We start from the raw sequence: 14,281 nt of genomic DNA, 5'->3' as shown, positions 1-14,281 counted from the left end.
TTTGGCTCCCCCCTTATTCACCCGAACTCAACTTAATTGAAATCTTATGGAAGTTTATGAAATATGAATGGATAGAGATAGAGGCTTATCGGGACTGGAAAAGTTTAGTAAAGGATGTCAAAAATGTGCTAAAAAAAGTCGGGACCGAATATGTAATTAATTTTGCTTAAGCACTTAAAACTCCTGCCGCTTAATTCCCGGTCGAGTCCAATCTTCTATACTTTCTTTGAGCCGTTCCGCACACAAAAATTCCCCAAAACTCTTGTGGGCAAACTCCACCGAACCGCCCTTATCGTCCGTCGCAGGCTGGAGATAAAAAGCCGCCAAAGCATTTTTCAGCGCATCCTCGCCGTGTCGTTCCCTAGCTTGCTGAATCAACTCGATTGCACTATCATCGCCCTTCAAGCGTGCCTCGATTGTTTTCACCGAGGCACATTCACCGCCCGACTGGACGACGCACAGCCCTGCCTCTGCCAATATCCGTCGCAGTCCTTCGGTTTCCTGTCCGGTTAGTTTTCTGTTTAGCCATTCTGGACGTTGTTCCGTCAGTACCCACTCTAAAGATTGCTCGTAAATCAGAATTTTTGCCCCGACACCGCTAGCACCCTCAAACATTTCCACCGTCAATTTGCCATCTCGGTGCATCGCCGCCAATAGATATAGCAATAGCGGTTCTTTTGCTAATTCCCGCACCCGATCTGGACAGCGTTTATCTTGCAAAAATTGCTGAAATGCGGAAGTTTTATGCCCTCCAACTTGAGTTTCCCATTTAGTAAACCACTGCTGCTGGAGTTCGTCATCCATCAGCAGCAGTTCCACTCGTTTCAAGTTGGGAGGCATTCTCCCTTCGATACCTTGTAGTGCTAAAGGTCTGCCTGTAATAATAACCCGATGCCCTTTTTCAGAATTTCGCTTGCAGCTACCTTGAAAATCCTCTACTTGCCAGAGAAAATCCTTTAATTCCTGGCTAGTTCCTCTCTCCATCACTAATTCGTCAAATCCATCTAGCAAAAACAAAAATCGGGTATTTCTATCGGTTAACCAGCCATCATCGTTTGTGGAAAAATCACAACCGATTGCTGCTTGCAAAGTTTTTTCAAAACTCTTTTCAAATGTCCTGATATCTCGCAACCGAATCAAGATTGGTGTCCAAACTGGATGCAAATGCTGCCGCACCCAGTCAGCAAACATCCGACAAAAAACACTTTTACCTCTTCCCGGCCCCCCTTGGATAAACATCACCTTGTCTTGTTTCTGGGCATCTGCTAGTATCTCCTTTGCCCAGCTTTCGACCTCAAATGGGGTCGCATTTTTATTAACCTCACCATTTGCATTTACTGGACTTGCTTTCAGCGGCACGTAAATATCTTTGAAAGTGAAGCTTTCAGCAAATACTGTCTCTAGCGGCTTTGAAGAAATCTGCTCATCTAAATAAGTATTGATACTATAGTATTTGTCCGATTCTTGTCGCCTGCCAGCTAAATATAATTCCGCCCGTTGTCTGACAGAATCCTCAGCATCTTCTAAAGCTTTTTTCAGATGTTGATGAGTCTTCCAAGCAACCCAAGCTGTTAAAATCTCAGCTTCCTGCTTATTTATTCCTGCTTGTTGCAGTTGGTTCGACAATACTTGATTTAAAACTTGGGCTAATTCCGATTCGTGGAAGCAGGTGAGAACATTCCTAGCGAGATGTTCATCTAGTTGAAATTCTCCCAGTTTTGCGTTTTGCTGTTGAGCGATATTTGTGGTAGGCGTTGCACTTGCTAGCTGTAAATTAGCTGGCTGTAAATTGACTTGCTGTAATAAGTCATTACTTTGCACTAATTCATTAAAGCTTTCTAGATAAGCCAGGGGAGATGCGATCGCTACCCATTCCTCTAGGGATGGCTCTTGATTCGTCTTTTTGCGGTACAGCCTCACGCCTTGTATCGCTAGTTTCGTCCCTGATAGCCCTGCTATAGCAATAGGAATTCCCGCAGAACCCGCAATTGCAGAGAACAAACCTAAAGCTAGTCCGAATTCCAGCGCGAATTTAGTAATCTCTGTCCCTGTCTCAGCGACATCTCCGGGTTTCCCTAGTTCCCGAATATCAGTGTTAAAAAACTGCCAAATCTCTTTGAGGTTCGTCATGCGATCGCTACTCTCCGTGCTGATGAGTCGAAGATAACTCAACGATTAAGCATCTGCCCTCAGTCGGGTATTTCTCATATTTTTTGGAGAAAGAGCGATCGCTTACTTGACACAGTTCCAGGTAATCATGGATGATGAAAGATTGTCTGTCTATTCCTGCTCGGATCAGGTTGAGACATTCCAAAAGCTGATTGGTCATTGGTCAAGAAGTCATTAGTCATGGGTCTATAGAAGCGAATCTAAAGACTGAATCTAAAGACAAAAGACAACTGACAATCACCTATTCAGCTACCTGTACGGCAACCCCTAGGACTATCCCATGAGTTACGCAATTATTGAAACTGGCGGCAAACAGCTGAGAGTCGAACCAGGTCGCTTTTACGACATCGAACTGCTTCCCTCAGAACCAGACACCCAAGTTACCATTGATAAGGTTTTGTTCGTTCAGAACGACGGCGATGTGACCATCGGTCAACCTTTCATCGAAGGGGCGACGGTAGAATGCACGGTGATGAGACACCGGCGTGGGAAGAAGGTCATCGTCTACAAGATGAAGCCCAAAAAGAAAACCCGCCGCAAGAAAGGACATCGCCAGGAAATCACCCAGCTGATGATTAACTCCATCAGCATCAATGGCTCAGTGGTGGCTTCCGAACAACAGGCTTCCCAAACCGCCGCCGCTGACGAATCAGAAGAAGCTCAAGAAGCTGTGGCAACGGTGGTTGTTGATGAGACAGATACCGAGAGCGCTGCGACCGAGTAAATCGCTGAGACTACAGCAGAATAGTAAGTAGTAAGGACAAGTGAGGAAATTATGGCTCATAAGAAAGGTACAGGTAGTACTCGCAACGGTCGTGATTCTAATGCTCAACGCTTAGGCGTCAAGCGTTTCGGCGGTCAGACCGTGAGAGCAGGCAGTATTTTGGTGCGTCAGCGGGGAACTTCGTTTCACCCTGGCAATAATGTCGGTGTGGGCAAAGACTATACCTTGTTTGCCCTCATTGATGGCATCGTGACCTTTGAACGGAAGGACAGAACCCGCAAGAAGGTAAGCGTTTACGCTGTGCCAGCGGTGGCAGAAGCATCCCCTGAGAATGCACCCGTTCCGGCTCAGGTATAAGTATCCAGACCTAGTAGTTGGATAGATTAAGAAAGGAGGGGCAATTTATAAATTGCCCCTCTTTTTATTCGGCATTTTTTTATCAGCGATCGCGCTGGTTGGTCAAAATAAACGTAATATGTGATTCTGAGTGCCAGCGAAAAATTTCATCTCAATATTTTGCTTGGCTCAATGTGACAAATTGTTACTTTTTTAGACCGCTTTAGTTACTAACAACTATTCACTACACTAACGCCATGTTTCCCATTCATCGCCCTCGCCGCCTTCGTACCTCAACCCAGCTGCGCCGGATGGTGCGTGAAACGGTTCTTGCCACGAGTGACCTAATCTACCCTCTGTTTGCTGTACCGGGAGAGGGCATTGCTAAGGAAGTGAAATCGATGCCAGGGGTCTACCAACTGTCGGTAGACAAAATTGTGGAAGAGGCAAAAGAAGTCTATGACCTCGGCATTCCCGCGATCATTCTTTTTGGCATTCCCGCAGATAAGGATGTAGATGCTACAGGTGCGTGGCACGATTGCGGAATTGTCCAAAAAGCTGCCACCGCAGTGAAAGAAGCGGTGCCGGATTTAGTGGTCATTGCCGATACTTGCTTGTGCGAATATACCAGTCACGGTCACTGTGGTTATTTGGAAGTGGGCGACTTGACGGGACGGGTATTGAATGACCCAACGCTGGAATTGCTCAAGAAAACAGCAGTCTCTCAAGCTAAGGCTGGCGCTGATATTATCGCTCCATCTGGGATGATGGACGGTTTTGTGCAGGCGATTCGGGAAGGATTGGATGCAGCGGGATTCCACGATACACCGATTCTTTCTTACGCTGCCAAATATGCTTCGGCTTATTATGGCCCTTTCCGCGATGCGGCTGATTCAACACCGCAGTTTGGCGATCGCAGAACTTACCAGATGGACCCCGGTAATGCCCGCGAAGCCCTCAAAGAAATCGAACTCGATATTGCAGAAGGGGCGGATATGCTGATGGTGAAACCGGCACTTGCCTATATGGACATCATTTGGCGGGTGAAAGAAGCCAGCAACTTGCCGGTAGCCGCTTACAATGTCTCCGGCGAATATGCGATGGTGAAAGCCGCCGCCCTCAATGGCTGGATTGACGAACAGCGAGTCGTGATGGAAACTTTAACCAGCTTCAAGCGAGCTGGAGCCGATTTGATTCTTACCTACCACGCCAAAGATGCCGCCCGTTGGTTGTAGGAAGTCAGGGTGAAGGATGAAAAAAACAACAGATTCGCCTAGAACTAGGCATTTTCATCCTTCGCATTTCATCCAGCATTCTTAGTTAGCTACTTATGTTCAAAAGGAATCCATCTGGCGGTACAGATTTAGGGTTGGATATGAGTAAGCTAAACGGTAGATTTCGCTAAAAAAGCGGCAAATTACAGAAATTCGGTGCAATTGAACACCAATCCCCAGTGTGTTGATGAGTAGAATGAGCCAGTACGAGACTCTAAATTATTGATGACGATGGATTGCAGTCATATTCAATTTTGTGACCGTAAATCACAAATCGACTTTCAACAACTGCAAGAGCTGTTTCACTTAGCTGCCTTCTGGGCACAGAACCGGCAAATTGAAGATTTAAAAATTGCGATCGCCAATAGCGAACCCGTGATTAGCGTCTGGGACGAAAACAAGCTGATTGGATTTGCCAGAGCGACTTCCGATGGCGTTTACCGTGCCACTATCTGGGATGTGGTCGTACATCCGGCATACCAAGGCGCAGGACTCGGACGCAAGTTGGTGGAAACAGTCTTGAGCCATCCTCGTGTCAGTCGGGTAGAGCGGGTCTACCTGATGACGACTTATCAACAGGGCTTTTACACGCGCATCGGTTTTGAATGTAGCAACCCCAGTACGACGATGGTGCTGTATAACAACCAGCCCCTAACCGAGCCTCTGCCTACCCAGGTTATGTCGTCTCAATAGGCACTAGGGGAAGAGAAAACTGAAGCCGGGTAAGATTCTCTCCGCCTGAAGGATCAGCGGCGTCTGCTGGTTGCGCTGCCACTACTTCCAGGCGTCCCTGCATCACTTCGATGAGGGTTTGAGCAATCAGTAAGTTCATCCCCTCGGATAGCTGTGGCATTTGTCGGGGTGCTCCTTTGCTGGGTGCCCCTACCAGCTCCTGTGTCTTTTGCTCTTTGAGCAAATCGACTGGCTCGGTCCAGACGCTAACGGGGCACTCGGCATCAATCCAGATGTGGATGTGCCCAGGCGCTGGTGAGGGGGGCACCCAAACCCGAATGTTGCCTTCGTCCATGCGAGCGATCGCGGTATCGACCAGATTTAGCAGCACCTGCTGCAATCGTCGCGGATCTGCCAGAACGTAAATCTCTCGATCGGGTGGCGATACCTCAAGGCGGATACTCCGATTCGCTGCTTGCAGGTGAGTCAAGTTGTAGACTTCCTCTAGAACCTTGGCAAGCTCAATCGGTTGAATCTCTATCCGACTGGTGCCGTGTTGAGTTTTGGCAACGGCGATAATTTCGTCTATGAGCTGCATCAGCTTCAGCGCGGAGGCGTGAGCCTGAGCAATAAACTCTCGTTCTTCTTCTGGGTTGTCACACAAATCAGACAAAATCAACTGATGCAAGCCAATCAAACTGTTGAGGGGCGATCGCAATTCATGAGAAGTTCGCGCCAAAAATCCAGCTTTAAACTGGCTCATTTCTGTTGCCATGTGGTACGCCATCTGGGTTTGCTTAAGTTCCTCCAGGATGGTTGTCACGTCCGGATTCGCGTCTTGGGGCATAAATATAATTACCAGTTTTGCTGATTAGCTAAGTCGATTAAACTACCAATTTAACCGCTCCTTGCCGCAAGATTTCCCAGCCGCTGCCCGTCCATTTTGCGACGGTGGAAGGAACACCAGCCGTCAGCGTTGTTTCTGATTCCGAAGGGAATAGCGTCAGGACATCGGGAAACTGCGCTGCGATTTCTGCCATCGTTTCCAAAGGTGGCTCCCCCGAACGGTTAGCGCTGGTGGTTGCTAAAGGGCCAGTTTGCGACAAAATTGAGAGCGCGACGCCAGAATTCGGCACTCGCAACCCAATCGTGGTCGGGTCAGATGGATTCATCGCTTTAGGAACGCACGCTGAGGCTGGCAACACTAAAGTCAAAGCACCAGGCCAGTATTGGTCAGCAACTTGTTGCCAAATCTGCCATTCAGCTGGACTTCCCTTGACAAAATCCCACAAATCTAAAGCGTTTGCGCCCATTAAAATCAGCGGTTTATCTTGCCGCCGCTGCTTTGCTGCAAAAATTAACTCCGACCGATCCGGCTGCACTGCCAGTGCTGGTACAGTATCGGTGGGAAAGCTAACCAAACTCCCAGAACGAGCGCCTTCTATCAAGGCTGCCATTGAAACTTGTGTCATTTTTTTAGAGTTTTGAGTTTTGAATAAATCCCCTCAAATTCATCACTCATCGGGTTTCCGATAGGCTAAGGCAAAGCGTTCAATCCCAGCTAAATCGGCGTGAATTTGAATTTTGCAGAAACTGCCTCGATCTTGCAACAGTTGAGCAACTGTATCGGCTTGTCCCGCCATCATCTCAATCAACCAAATACCGCCCGGTCGCAGATAGTCTGGCGCTGTTTCTACCAAGTGGCGGATGCAATCTAAGCCATCGGTGCCGCCGTCGAGGGCGAGGTGTGGTTCGTGTTTCGCTACTTCCGGTTGCAGGGAAGGCAGCAAATGACTGGGAATATAAGGTGGGTTTGATACCATGCCGCTGAGCTGACCTTTTAGGGCGGACAATGGCTGCCACCAAGAACCTTGGTAAAACTGAATGCGAGCCGCTAAACCCAGTCGCTGGGCATTCTGTTGGGCGATCGCTAGAGCAGCCGGACTATAATCAACCGCGTGGAGAGTGGCAGATGGAAAGGTATCTGCGAGTCCGAGAGCGATCGCGCCACTGCCAGTTCCTAAATCTGCCCAATGTCCTTGCTGTAAAGGCGGCGAGGCTCCGCCCGGAGCCGCAGCGGCAACCGCCAAATCAATCAAATATTCTGTTTCCGGTCGCGGAATCAATACTGCTGGTGAAACAAACAGAGAAAAATGACGCCAGGGAGCAATACCAGCCAGGTACTGAACTGGCAACCGCTCATCCAGACGCCGTTGCCACATCTGGGTTAACTCCGGCAACGGCATCGGTAATTTTATCTGGGTTTTGTCTTTGAAAGACTCCAACCGCAGCGCCAACCGATCTAGAGCGGCGACTTCTCGCAGCAACCAGTCTACTTCTGTTGGGTCAACGTCCGCGGATTTGGCAGCATCCCGCGCCCAGTTGCGCCACTTCCAAAGTTCTATACCTGAAACCATACCCAAGGAAAACGCCAGAATCAAGGAAAAAAGATAAAAGATAAAGTATGAAGTTTATCCTTCATACTTTATCTTTTATCTTTGATTCTTTTGTCTATTTACTGCTTTAGCGACGTTGTTGCTGAGAATTCGCAGGGGCAGGACCACGCGATCGCACAAAGTCCACTGACGCTTTGGGTGGAACCAGTACAATGTTGTTCAGCTGCTGATTATTGCTGGTGCGTAAAGTTTCAATTACACCCTCCAGATTCACCACCTGAATTTCCACCGTAGATGCCAGAGCTGGCTGTTGCTGTTTGAATCGATCCAGCATACTCTGTAATTCTTCTTTGCTAAAGAAGAAAGGAATGATGGGTTTATTGTCTCGTTGTAGGGTCAAATACCCCTTATCCTTTCCACCTCTTGCCACAAACAACGGAACCCCATCAAAATTTTGCACGGGTTTGCCGCTTTGGCTCAGGATGGCTTTTGCTGAATCTACCTGCTGCTGGGTGGGTACGAAAGCAAAATCCAGACCATCTGGCTTGGCTGCATTCGCTTGATCCAATTTGTAAACGTCTCCCAGCGATACGGGTACCACCTTCACTGTACTTGCTAGTTGAGCATTTTGTTTCTTCAACCGTTCGATAAATGTTTGGGCATCTTGCTGGCTGATAAAAACACCTGCCACTGCGGTCTTCTTTTGCCCCTCATTCACTGAAGCAACTAATGGAGAACCTTGAGGATCGGTGATCGTAAACACGGGCACAGCTTGCAACTTTTCTAGAACCTGTTGTTCTGGCAATGCCAGTGCCCGCAGCGTTTCCAAACCGGGCAGCGCTCCCAGTACAACACTTCCCACTAAACCCAGTGTTGCGCTCAATCGAACTAATGATCTCATTACAATTCCCTCAAAATTTTTCGTTGAATACCCCGCCTTACCAATAATAGAGTCGAGACAAGGCGATAATGTTTCTTCGCTCTAGCAGTACCCGAATGAATGGGTCTAAGTTTATTTCCAACTAAACTTTATCGATTCTACTGTTTTGTTGCGACTGTCATTTTTGAACTGTTTAACTCCCCATGTCCTAATTCCTGGCACCAAAGGTCAATTTGATGCCTGAACTCGCTATTTATTCATTCTCAATGCTGCATACTCGGAAATGGAATTCCCAAATTACTGAGGGAATGAATCGCGAATTGTAACCCTCTATGACTATGTAAGATTAGGATGAGTTCCAGGCAATCGTCAGCCAACTTATCTCCCAATTTACTAGGGAAAAATCTGTATGAATCACCTCCCGAAGTCCTCAAGGGAATTTCAGCAGGGTGTCAGACATCACACCCGAAAATTATTGAGATTCCCTCTAACCTTGGCAGGTTTGGGGCTAACTCTTTTTACTACTAAAAATCGGGATGACAGGATTTGAACCTGCGGCATCCTGCTCCCAAAGCAGGCGCGCTACCAAGCTGCGCTACATCCCGGTGAAATTCAGCGATCGGCTGATAGCCAATCGGGTCTTGGGTGTTTAATTCCCCTGACACGCCTGCCAGTGACCTCTGGTTATTATAGCTTATTTAGCCGATATTTGGAGTAAAGAATTTACAAACTAATCTGGATACCAAAACATCCCTTTAATTCCTTCCGGGTCGGCAATAAAATTTAGTCCCCGGTAAAAATCCACCACCTGGGGGTCAGCGAACAGAGTAATGTTGCTAATGTCTTCACTGCGTAGCTTCTTGATCGCGTACTTCATCAACGCCTTCCCCAGTCCTTTCCCTTGAAAATCCGGGTGAACTACCACATCCCAAATGGTGGCATTGAAAGCATGATCGGAAGTTGCGCGGGAAAAGCCTACCAGCCGTCGCTGGGTTCCTCGCACTTCCCACATCGAAACTACCAAAAAACTATGTTCGATTGCTTTCTTGACCTTGCGTAGCGGACGCCGGGACCACCCGACCGCATCGCAGAGTTCTTCGAGTTCATAAAGGTCAATGTCGCGTTCGGTGCTGAAAAATATCCGAGAGCCACTGCCCGTGCGATCGCCTGTACCTTCTACAACATCCCCCTCCCCCAGCGTCGGCTTCGACGCAGTGCTACCATCAGAACCGCTAAACAAGCTTTTCCAAAAACCCATGCAGGTGTGGTTAAGGTATTTACATTCTCCAGTTCCCAGCAGTCTGGGGAATTCCCAACCGTGCTTCGCACCGCGTGCTAACACGCGATCTGAGACTTCCTGATCGAAGAGACCAATTCCAACACTTTCAGGTTTCCCTGCAAGTACCAAATATCTAATCTCTACAGGATTTACTTCCGGTGTTCGGTTGCGAGAAACGAAGCAATCTGAGGAACGAATCAATCTCGTGCAATCAATTGACGCGGGGGAGTCACGTACACTCTTGGAGAGTGATACAGTCTCAGTATCTCCATCCCTCTTATTTCAACGAATCTAGCCCAAACATCACGAAAAAAATGATAACACAATTGCGCTACCTTTTAAACCATTACACGCACTCCCCGATCTGGAGCGGGTGCGGCATTGTGTGGTTTAGGGCGCATTCGGCAATACTGGCAATACATTAGTTAGACTGAATTCTACGGGTTAATACTCCGCAGCTCCACAGCAATCCCGATTTCCTTGAATTGTCGGTCGGGAGAAGCTACCGTCTCGCCAAGCCATCGTGCAGCTCGGCACAAGTTTTTGGCTTATGACTGGAGACAAGAGCAACACAAGAACTGAGAAACAGAGGCAGCGTTTGACTGGTTACTTCCTGGATGCCACATCGCGTTGGCACAGGTGAGCAAAAACAAAGAAAATCATGTACGGGCAGCTAGTCATGATACGACGAATGTTGAGTTATTTTACTAAGGGGCAAGGGAGAACTTGCACCAGTTATCTTTATTTGCACCAATCTACTCAACTCCACCGGGAGTTGGTATCGAGTGGATAATTTTTTTAGGAAAATTTGTGAGAGATTAACCATAAGAGAAGGTTCTTTGGCGAAGGGCACTTGGCTCTATCTCCCAAAATGCTTTTAACCTGGCAAGCGAGTCTTAGCCCTATATATGGCCACGGGTTTGAAATCATCCACACTAGAACTTCTGAAGCGCTTTAATCGGGCGTTTCCTCAGTTCTACGAGCAGTTTGTCAGCAGTGAGATTCAGCTACAAAACTTGAGGCTTGCCTATCGGCTCTATAAAACCACCAGAGCGGTTATTGAGCTGAAACCCGAAGGCAATAAAAGCGCCCTACATTTTGCTTACCGCAACCAATCTTTTCTGCTAAGTGATATTTTTGGGGTTCTGGCTGCATACGGGCTGACCATTCACAGTCTCAGTCTATATGGTCAAATCGCTCCTCCGATGCTAGTTTTCATCAAACTGGTGGTGTCTCGTGGCAGCAAAGCACTGACAGACAAAACCTCGGAAAATGTCTGTCGCGCCATTCGGGAAGCTTTGGCTGGGCGCTTTGAAGTAGAAGAGATGCTGGCAGTGGAATTTAATCTGGATGCCGGTTTGGAGCAGGTAGAAACGGAATTTTATGTAGACCCTGTTTTCCATCTTCCGGCGCTGTTAATTGAGGCGGATAACCAACCGGGTCTGTTTTATAAGGTGATGTACGCTATCTGGCAAGAGGATTTGCTGGTGGTCAATGCCAATTTGCTAGTCTGGCGAGGACGCACCCGCTTGATTCTTTACTTGTTGGGACCGAACGAAAGTGTGATTCCGGAATATTTAGGTCAAAAAATTGCTGAAAGCGTGCGTCAGCGATTGCTAGGGCGCAGATTTTAATGTTTAGCCATTCGTCTTTTGTCCAATAGTCCTACTTTACGCTTCTCGAAGCGATCGCGCCGACAAGCAGACGTTTCGTAAGGCAGGGGTAGCCCATGACCAATAACAATGACTTGTTCACCAATCTGGTAGAACTTCGGGATAGGATCAAAATATGGCAACTATCGAAATCCTGGGAGTTCGGCACACCTACGATTTGACGCCTCCCATTGCATCATCTACCCCTGTTTTAGTCTTTATCCACGGCTGGCTCCTCAGCCGTCGGTACTGGCAACCCCTGATTGAGCAGATAGCACCAGATTATCAGTGTTTGTCTTACGACTTGCGGGGGTTTGGTGATTCTCAGCCTCTGGATAATTATGGGTTCACCCGTCAAGAAATGTCGGTGCAGAGTCGGCAAATCGTCGGCGAGAGTCAGCAAGAGGAGAACTTTCTTCGCTCTTCAGAGCCTCTTACATTGAGCCTCTCGAATTACACTCCAGCTGCTTATGCCAAAGAAGTCGGTATTTTGTTGCAGAAGCTGAATATTTCTAGTGCTTGGCTGATTGGTCATTCGTTGGGTGGCAGCATTGCCCTTTGGGCGGCAGACCAGCAACCTGATTCTGTTAAGGGGGTCGTCTGCATTAATGCTGGAGGTGGCATTTATCTGAAGGAGGCCTTCGAGCGATTTCGGGCTGCGGGTCAGCAGCTTCTGAAACGGCGTCCCCATTGGCTGTGTTATGTGCCGGGAATTGATTTGCCTTTTACGCGGGCGCAAGTGGCGCGTCCAATTGCTCGGTGCTGGGGACGTCAGCGGCTGATTGATTTTATTACGGCTCATCCAGAAGCAGCGCTGGGAACTTTACTGGATTCGACGACGGAAGCGGAGGTCAACCGCTTACCGCAGGTGGTGTCACGGCTGAAGCAGCCGGTTTATTTTATTGCCGGTGCTAAAGATAGGGTGATGGAACCGAAGTATGTGCGCCACTTAGCAAGCTTTCACCCGTTATTTCAGGGTTGTGGTGAGAACGTGATGGAAATTCCGGACTGCGGACATCTATCGATGGTGGAGCAGCCAGAGGCAGTTGCTACCGAAATTCGCAAAATTATAGCTAATTGTCCGGATTCTAGCAACTTCGCTTAAGGTAGATGTTTTGTTTGCACCATAAATCTTTAAATTTTATTAAGATTAAAGGGGTGCCTGCTAAAAAACGATATTGATTTTCGCTTCTTAGATTTTGACTGCGATCGCGATGAGCGATCCCAGAAGAGTAGTAATTAGTCTGAGTGGCAAGGGAACAATCAACTGATGAATCTAAGGCTTTCCTGATACTTGTGCTGAAATTATGATCGATCCAAAACAGACTATTCAAATTTCTTCGGAGTTGACTGACGAACATCTGCTGGCTATCTGCGAGGCAGCCGATGTAATTGCTTGCGAGTGTCCTAGTTATTTGGTTCGGCTTTTAAATGATGTCAGAGAGTTTCGCCGTTACACAAATGAGTGTATTGAGCGCTTTCCCTCGGATGCAGAGACTCATCATTGGCTCAGCAGTCGGGCGAATCAGGTAGAAATGCTGCTGTCTTTAACAATTTATGAGCTTTTGCAGAAAGAAAATCTTTTAGATGAGAATAATCAGCTGAATTTGCAGCAGCTTTCAGACAGAAACCGGGCGATCGCGCTATCCAAAGTATTGCATCCTTACTCATCAAAATGATCGAGAGAATCGACTGATTTAAGGTCTGTTTAGAAATTGCGCGATCGCTTTGTCTGAAAAATATTGCATCCTCGCGCCTCAAAACTGGATGCAAACTTCTACTGTGAAGTTTGGTAAAGCTGCATAACATCAGTAATTGGCAGCCGGGACTGAACGCCCAAAGTCAATCGGGAAGTATGACCCCGATTCAAATGATCGGCGGCAGCACAGGCAATCATGGCGGCGTTGTCAGTGCAGAATTTTAGCGGGGGGAACAGCACCCGCAGGTTTCGCTGTGCAGTAGCGACTTGCAGGTGTTTTCTCAGCCCACTGTTGGCGGCGACACCGCCACCGATGGCAATGGTATCAAGACCGTAGTCGAGGGCGCAGGCGATCGCCCTTCGCGTCAGACTTCGCGCTACGCTTTCTTGGAAACTTGCCGCAATGTCATTCACCGGCAGCGACGGAGACGCTTCCTGCTGCAACTTTTGCACCAGTCTCAGCACAGCTGTTTTTAAGCCACTAAAACTAGAGTCATAGGGATGATAGCCGCCCCCTGGCACCCCGACATTCCCTTCCGGCAAAGGATAGGCTTGCGGATTCCCCGCTTGGGCGAGTTGGTCAATCACCGGCCCACCCGGATAACCCAGATTTAACAACCGCGCCACCTTATCGAAGGCTTCACCAGCGGCATCATCGCGGGTTTCTCCTAGTGTCTCGTACACACCACAATCTTTTACATAAATCAAGCTGGTGTGTCCGCCCGAAACCAGCAGACATAAAAAAGGCGGCTGTAAAGAAGGTTCGCTCAAATAAGTAGCGTATATGTGGCCTTCCAGATGATGGACTCCGACAAACGGTTTCCGATGGACAATCGCAAGAGTTTTGGCAGCCGTCAGCCCCACCAACAATGCCCCCACCAAACCAGGGGCGCAGGTTGCCGCAATACCATCAATTGACGCCCACTCCATCTGCGCTTCTTCGAGTGCTTTGTCTAAACAATTGTTAATTATTTCGACGTGTTGACGGGAAGCAATTTCTGGCACAACCCCGCCATACTGCCGATGAACAGGGATTTGTGAGGCGACGATGCTACTGCAAATTTGACGATTCTTTACGATCGCTACCGCCGTTTCGTCACAACTTGTTTCAATCGCTAATACTGTTGACATTCACTGGTACTTTAATATATCGATACATGATTGCTTCCGTACAAACAATGACCTTGTTTTGTACATAAA

16 protein-coding genes and 1 tRNA gene are annotated in these 14,281 nt (G+C 48.0%); 8 read left to right on the top strand and 9 right to left on the bottom strand.

Annotated elements, in window-relative coordinates:
* On the top strand, positions 1 to 170 hold a 170-nt coding region (locus tag H6F52_RS20605), incomplete at its 5' end, for a transposase (protein ID WP_190531622.1).
* Between the two features lie 4 nt (positions 171 to 174).
* On the opposite strand, the gene H6F52_RS20600 is transcribed toward H6F52_RS20605, so the two are convergent.
* A complete protein-coding gene (locus H6F52_RS20600) occupies positions 175 to 2,172 on the bottom strand; it encodes an NACHT domain-containing protein (protein WP_190536603.1) in 1,998 nt (665 codons plus the stop codon).
* A gap of 277 nt (positions 2,173 to 2,449) precedes the next feature.
* Between H6F52_RS20600 and rplU the strand changes: the two genes are divergently transcribed.
* The 4 genes from rplU (at position 2,450) to H6F52_RS20580 (ending at position 5,196) form a co-directional block, all read left to right on the top strand.
* On the top strand, positions 2,450 to 2,893 hold the full coding sequence (rplU, locus tag H6F52_RS20595; protein ID WP_190536602.1) for a 50S ribosomal protein L21: 444 nt from the start codon (positions 2,450 to 2,452) through the stop codon (positions 2,891 to 2,893).
* Between the two features lie 51 nt (positions 2,894 to 2,944).
* On the top strand, positions 2,945 to 3,250 hold the full coding sequence (gene rpmA / locus H6F52_RS20590) for a 50S ribosomal protein L27 (RefSeq protein WP_190536601.1): 306 nt from the start codon (positions 2,945 to 2,947) through the stop codon (positions 3,248 to 3,250).
* Between the two features lie 236 nt (positions 3,251 to 3,486).
* Positions 3,487 to 4,464, top strand: coding sequence for a porphobilinogen synthase (hemB, locus tag H6F52_RS20585; RefSeq protein ID WP_190426450.1), 978 nt, complete (start codon positions 3,487 to 3,489; stop codon positions 4,462 to 4,464).
* 270 nt (positions 4,465 to 4,734) lie between these two features.
* Positions 4,735 to 5,196, top strand: a complete 462-nt coding sequence (locus tag H6F52_RS20580; RefSeq protein WP_190426452.1) for a GNAT family N-acetyltransferase — start codon at positions 4,735 to 4,737, stop codon at positions 5,194 to 5,196.
* Here H6F52_RS20580 and H6F52_RS20575 read toward each other — a convergent pair.
* The 6 genes from H6F52_RS20575 to H6F52_RS20550 all read right to left on the bottom strand — a co-directional run bounded on the left by H6F52_RS20575 (position 5,180) and on the right by H6F52_RS20550 (position 9,709).
* The gene (locus H6F52_RS20575) at positions 5,180 to 6,022 is read right to left on the bottom strand and encodes a sensor histidine kinase (protein WP_190536600.1); all 843 of its coding nucleotides are present in this window, start codon (positions 6,020 to 6,022) and stop codon (positions 5,180 to 5,182) included. The two genes, H6F52_RS20580 and H6F52_RS20575, sit on opposite strands and share 17 nt — an antisense overlap.
* Positions 6,023 to 6,059: 37 nt before the next feature.
* Positions 6,060 to 6,647: an L-threonylcarbamoyladenylate synthase gene (locus H6F52_RS20570; protein WP_190536599.1), complete on the bottom strand. Its 588-nt coding sequence runs from the start codon at positions 6,645 to 6,647 to the stop codon at positions 6,060 to 6,062.
* 42 nt (positions 6,648 to 6,689) lie between these two features.
* Positions 6,690 to 7,592 carry a peptide chain release factor N(5)-glutamine methyltransferase gene (prmC, locus tag H6F52_RS20565; protein ID WP_190536598.1) on the bottom strand — a complete coding sequence of 301 codons (903 nt, stop codon included), beginning with the start codon at positions 7,590 to 7,592 and terminating at the stop codon, positions 6,690 to 6,692.
* A gap of 106 nt (positions 7,593 to 7,698) precedes the next feature.
* The gene (locus tag H6F52_RS20560; RefSeq protein ID WP_190414006.1) at positions 7,699 to 8,472 is read right to left on the bottom strand and encodes a Tic22 family protein; all 774 of its coding nucleotides are present in this window, start codon (positions 8,470 to 8,472) and stop codon (positions 7,699 to 7,701) included.
* A 510-nt stretch (positions 8,473 to 8,982) separates the two neighbouring features.
* Positions 8,983 to 9,056 (bottom strand) — tRNA-Pro (locus H6F52_RS20555).
* A gap of 125 nt (positions 9,057 to 9,181) precedes the next feature.
* Entirely contained in the window at positions 9,182 to 9,709 is a 528-nt protein-coding gene (locus tag H6F52_RS20550) for a GNAT family N-acetyltransferase (RefSeq protein WP_190414148.1), read from the bottom strand.
* Positions 9,710 to 10,638: 929 nt separating this feature from the next.
* On the opposite strand from H6F52_RS20550, the gene H6F52_RS20545 reads away from it, so the two are divergent.
* Positions 10,639 to 11,364 carry a hypothetical protein gene (locus H6F52_RS20545; protein WP_190414000.1) on the top strand — a complete coding sequence of 242 codons (726 nt, stop codon included), beginning with the start codon at positions 10,639 to 10,641 and terminating at the stop codon, positions 11,362 to 11,364.
* Here H6F52_RS20545 and H6F52_RS20540 read toward each other — a convergent pair.
* Complete coding sequence (locus H6F52_RS20540; RefSeq protein WP_190536597.1) at positions 11,361 to 11,525, bottom strand: hypothetical protein; 165 nt, start codon at positions 11,523 to 11,525, stop codon at positions 11,361 to 11,363. The genes H6F52_RS20545 and H6F52_RS20540 overlap by 4 nt on opposite strands.
* Between H6F52_RS20540 and H6F52_RS20535 the strand changes: the two genes are divergently transcribed.
* Positions 11,519 to 12,487 (top strand): alpha/beta hydrolase, encoded by a 969-nt coding sequence (locus H6F52_RS20535; protein WP_190536596.1) that lies wholly within the window; start codon positions 11,519 to 11,521, stop codon positions 12,485 to 12,487. The two genes, H6F52_RS20540 and H6F52_RS20535, sit on opposite strands and share 7 nt — an antisense overlap.
* 202 nt (positions 12,488 to 12,689) lie before the next feature.
* A complete protein-coding gene (locus H6F52_RS20530; protein WP_190413995.1) occupies positions 12,690 to 13,061 on the top strand; it encodes a hypothetical protein in 372 nt (123 codons plus the stop codon).
* A 98-nt stretch (positions 13,062 to 13,159) separates the two neighbouring features.
* Here H6F52_RS20530 and tsaD read toward each other — a convergent pair whose 3' ends face one another.
* The gene (gene tsaD / locus H6F52_RS20525; RefSeq protein WP_190536595.1) at positions 13,160 to 14,212 is read right to left on the bottom strand and encodes a tRNA (adenosine(37)-N6)-threonylcarbamoyltransferase complex transferase subunit TsaD; all 1,053 of its coding nucleotides are present in this window, start codon (positions 14,210 to 14,212) and stop codon (positions 13,160 to 13,162) included.
* Positions 14,213 to 14,281 lie beyond the last annotated feature (69 nt).

Origin of the sequence: Coleofasciculus sp. FACHB-542, from assembly GCF_014695825.1 — a bacterium.
GTDB lineage: Bacteria > Cyanobacteriota > Cyanobacteriia > Cyanobacteriales > FACHB-T130 > FACHB-T130.
The sequence above is the reverse complement of the archived record's forward strand: the minus strand, read 5'-3'. Positions and strand labels throughout refer to the sequence as shown.

Coding starts and splice junctions, on each gene's coding strand:
- rplU (WP_190536602.1), top strand. CDS start 2,450: ATGAGTTACGCAATTATTGAAACTGGCGGCAAACAGCTGAGAGTCGAA.
- rpmA (WP_190536601.1), top strand. CDS start 2,945: ATGGCTCATAAGAAAGGTACAGGTAGTACTCGCAACGGTCGTGATTCT.
- hemB (WP_190426450.1), top strand. CDS start 3,487: ATGTTTCCCATTCATCGCCCTCGCCGCCTTCGTACCTCAACCCAGCTG.
- H6F52_RS20580 (WP_190426452.1), top strand. CDS start 4,735: ATGGATTGCAGTCATATTCAATTTTGTGACCGTAAATCACAAATCGAC.
- H6F52_RS20575 (WP_190536600.1), bottom strand. CDS start 6,022: ATGCCCCAAGACGCGAATCCGGACGTGACAACCATCCTGGAGGAACTT.
- H6F52_RS20570 (WP_190536599.1), bottom strand. CDS start 6,647: ATGACACAAGTTTCAATGGCAGCCTTGATAGAAGGCGCTCGTTCTGGG.
- prmC (WP_190536598.1), bottom strand. CDS start 7,592: ATGGTTTCAGGTATAGAACTTTGGAAGTGGCGCAACTGGGCGCGGGAT.
- H6F52_RS20560 (WP_190414006.1), bottom strand. CDS start 8,472: ATGAGATCATTAGTTCGATTGAGCGCAACACTGGGTTTAGTGGGAAGT.
- H6F52_RS20550 (WP_190414148.1), bottom strand. CDS start 9,709: ATGGGTTTTTGGAAAAGCTTGTTTAGCGGTTCTGATGGTAGCACTGCG.
- H6F52_RS20545 (WP_190414000.1), top strand. CDS start 10,639: ATGGCCACGGGTTTGAAATCATCCACACTAGAACTTCTGAAGCGCTTT.
- H6F52_RS20535 (WP_190536596.1), top strand. CDS start 11,519: ATGGCAACTATCGAAATCCTGGGAGTTCGGCACACCTACGATTTGACG.
- H6F52_RS20530 (WP_190413995.1), top strand. CDS start 12,690: ATGATCGATCCAAAACAGACTATTCAAATTTCTTCGGAGTTGACTGAC.
- tsaD (WP_190536595.1), bottom strand. CDS start 14,212: ATGTCAACAGTATTAGCGATTGAAACAAGTTGTGACGAAACGGCGGTA.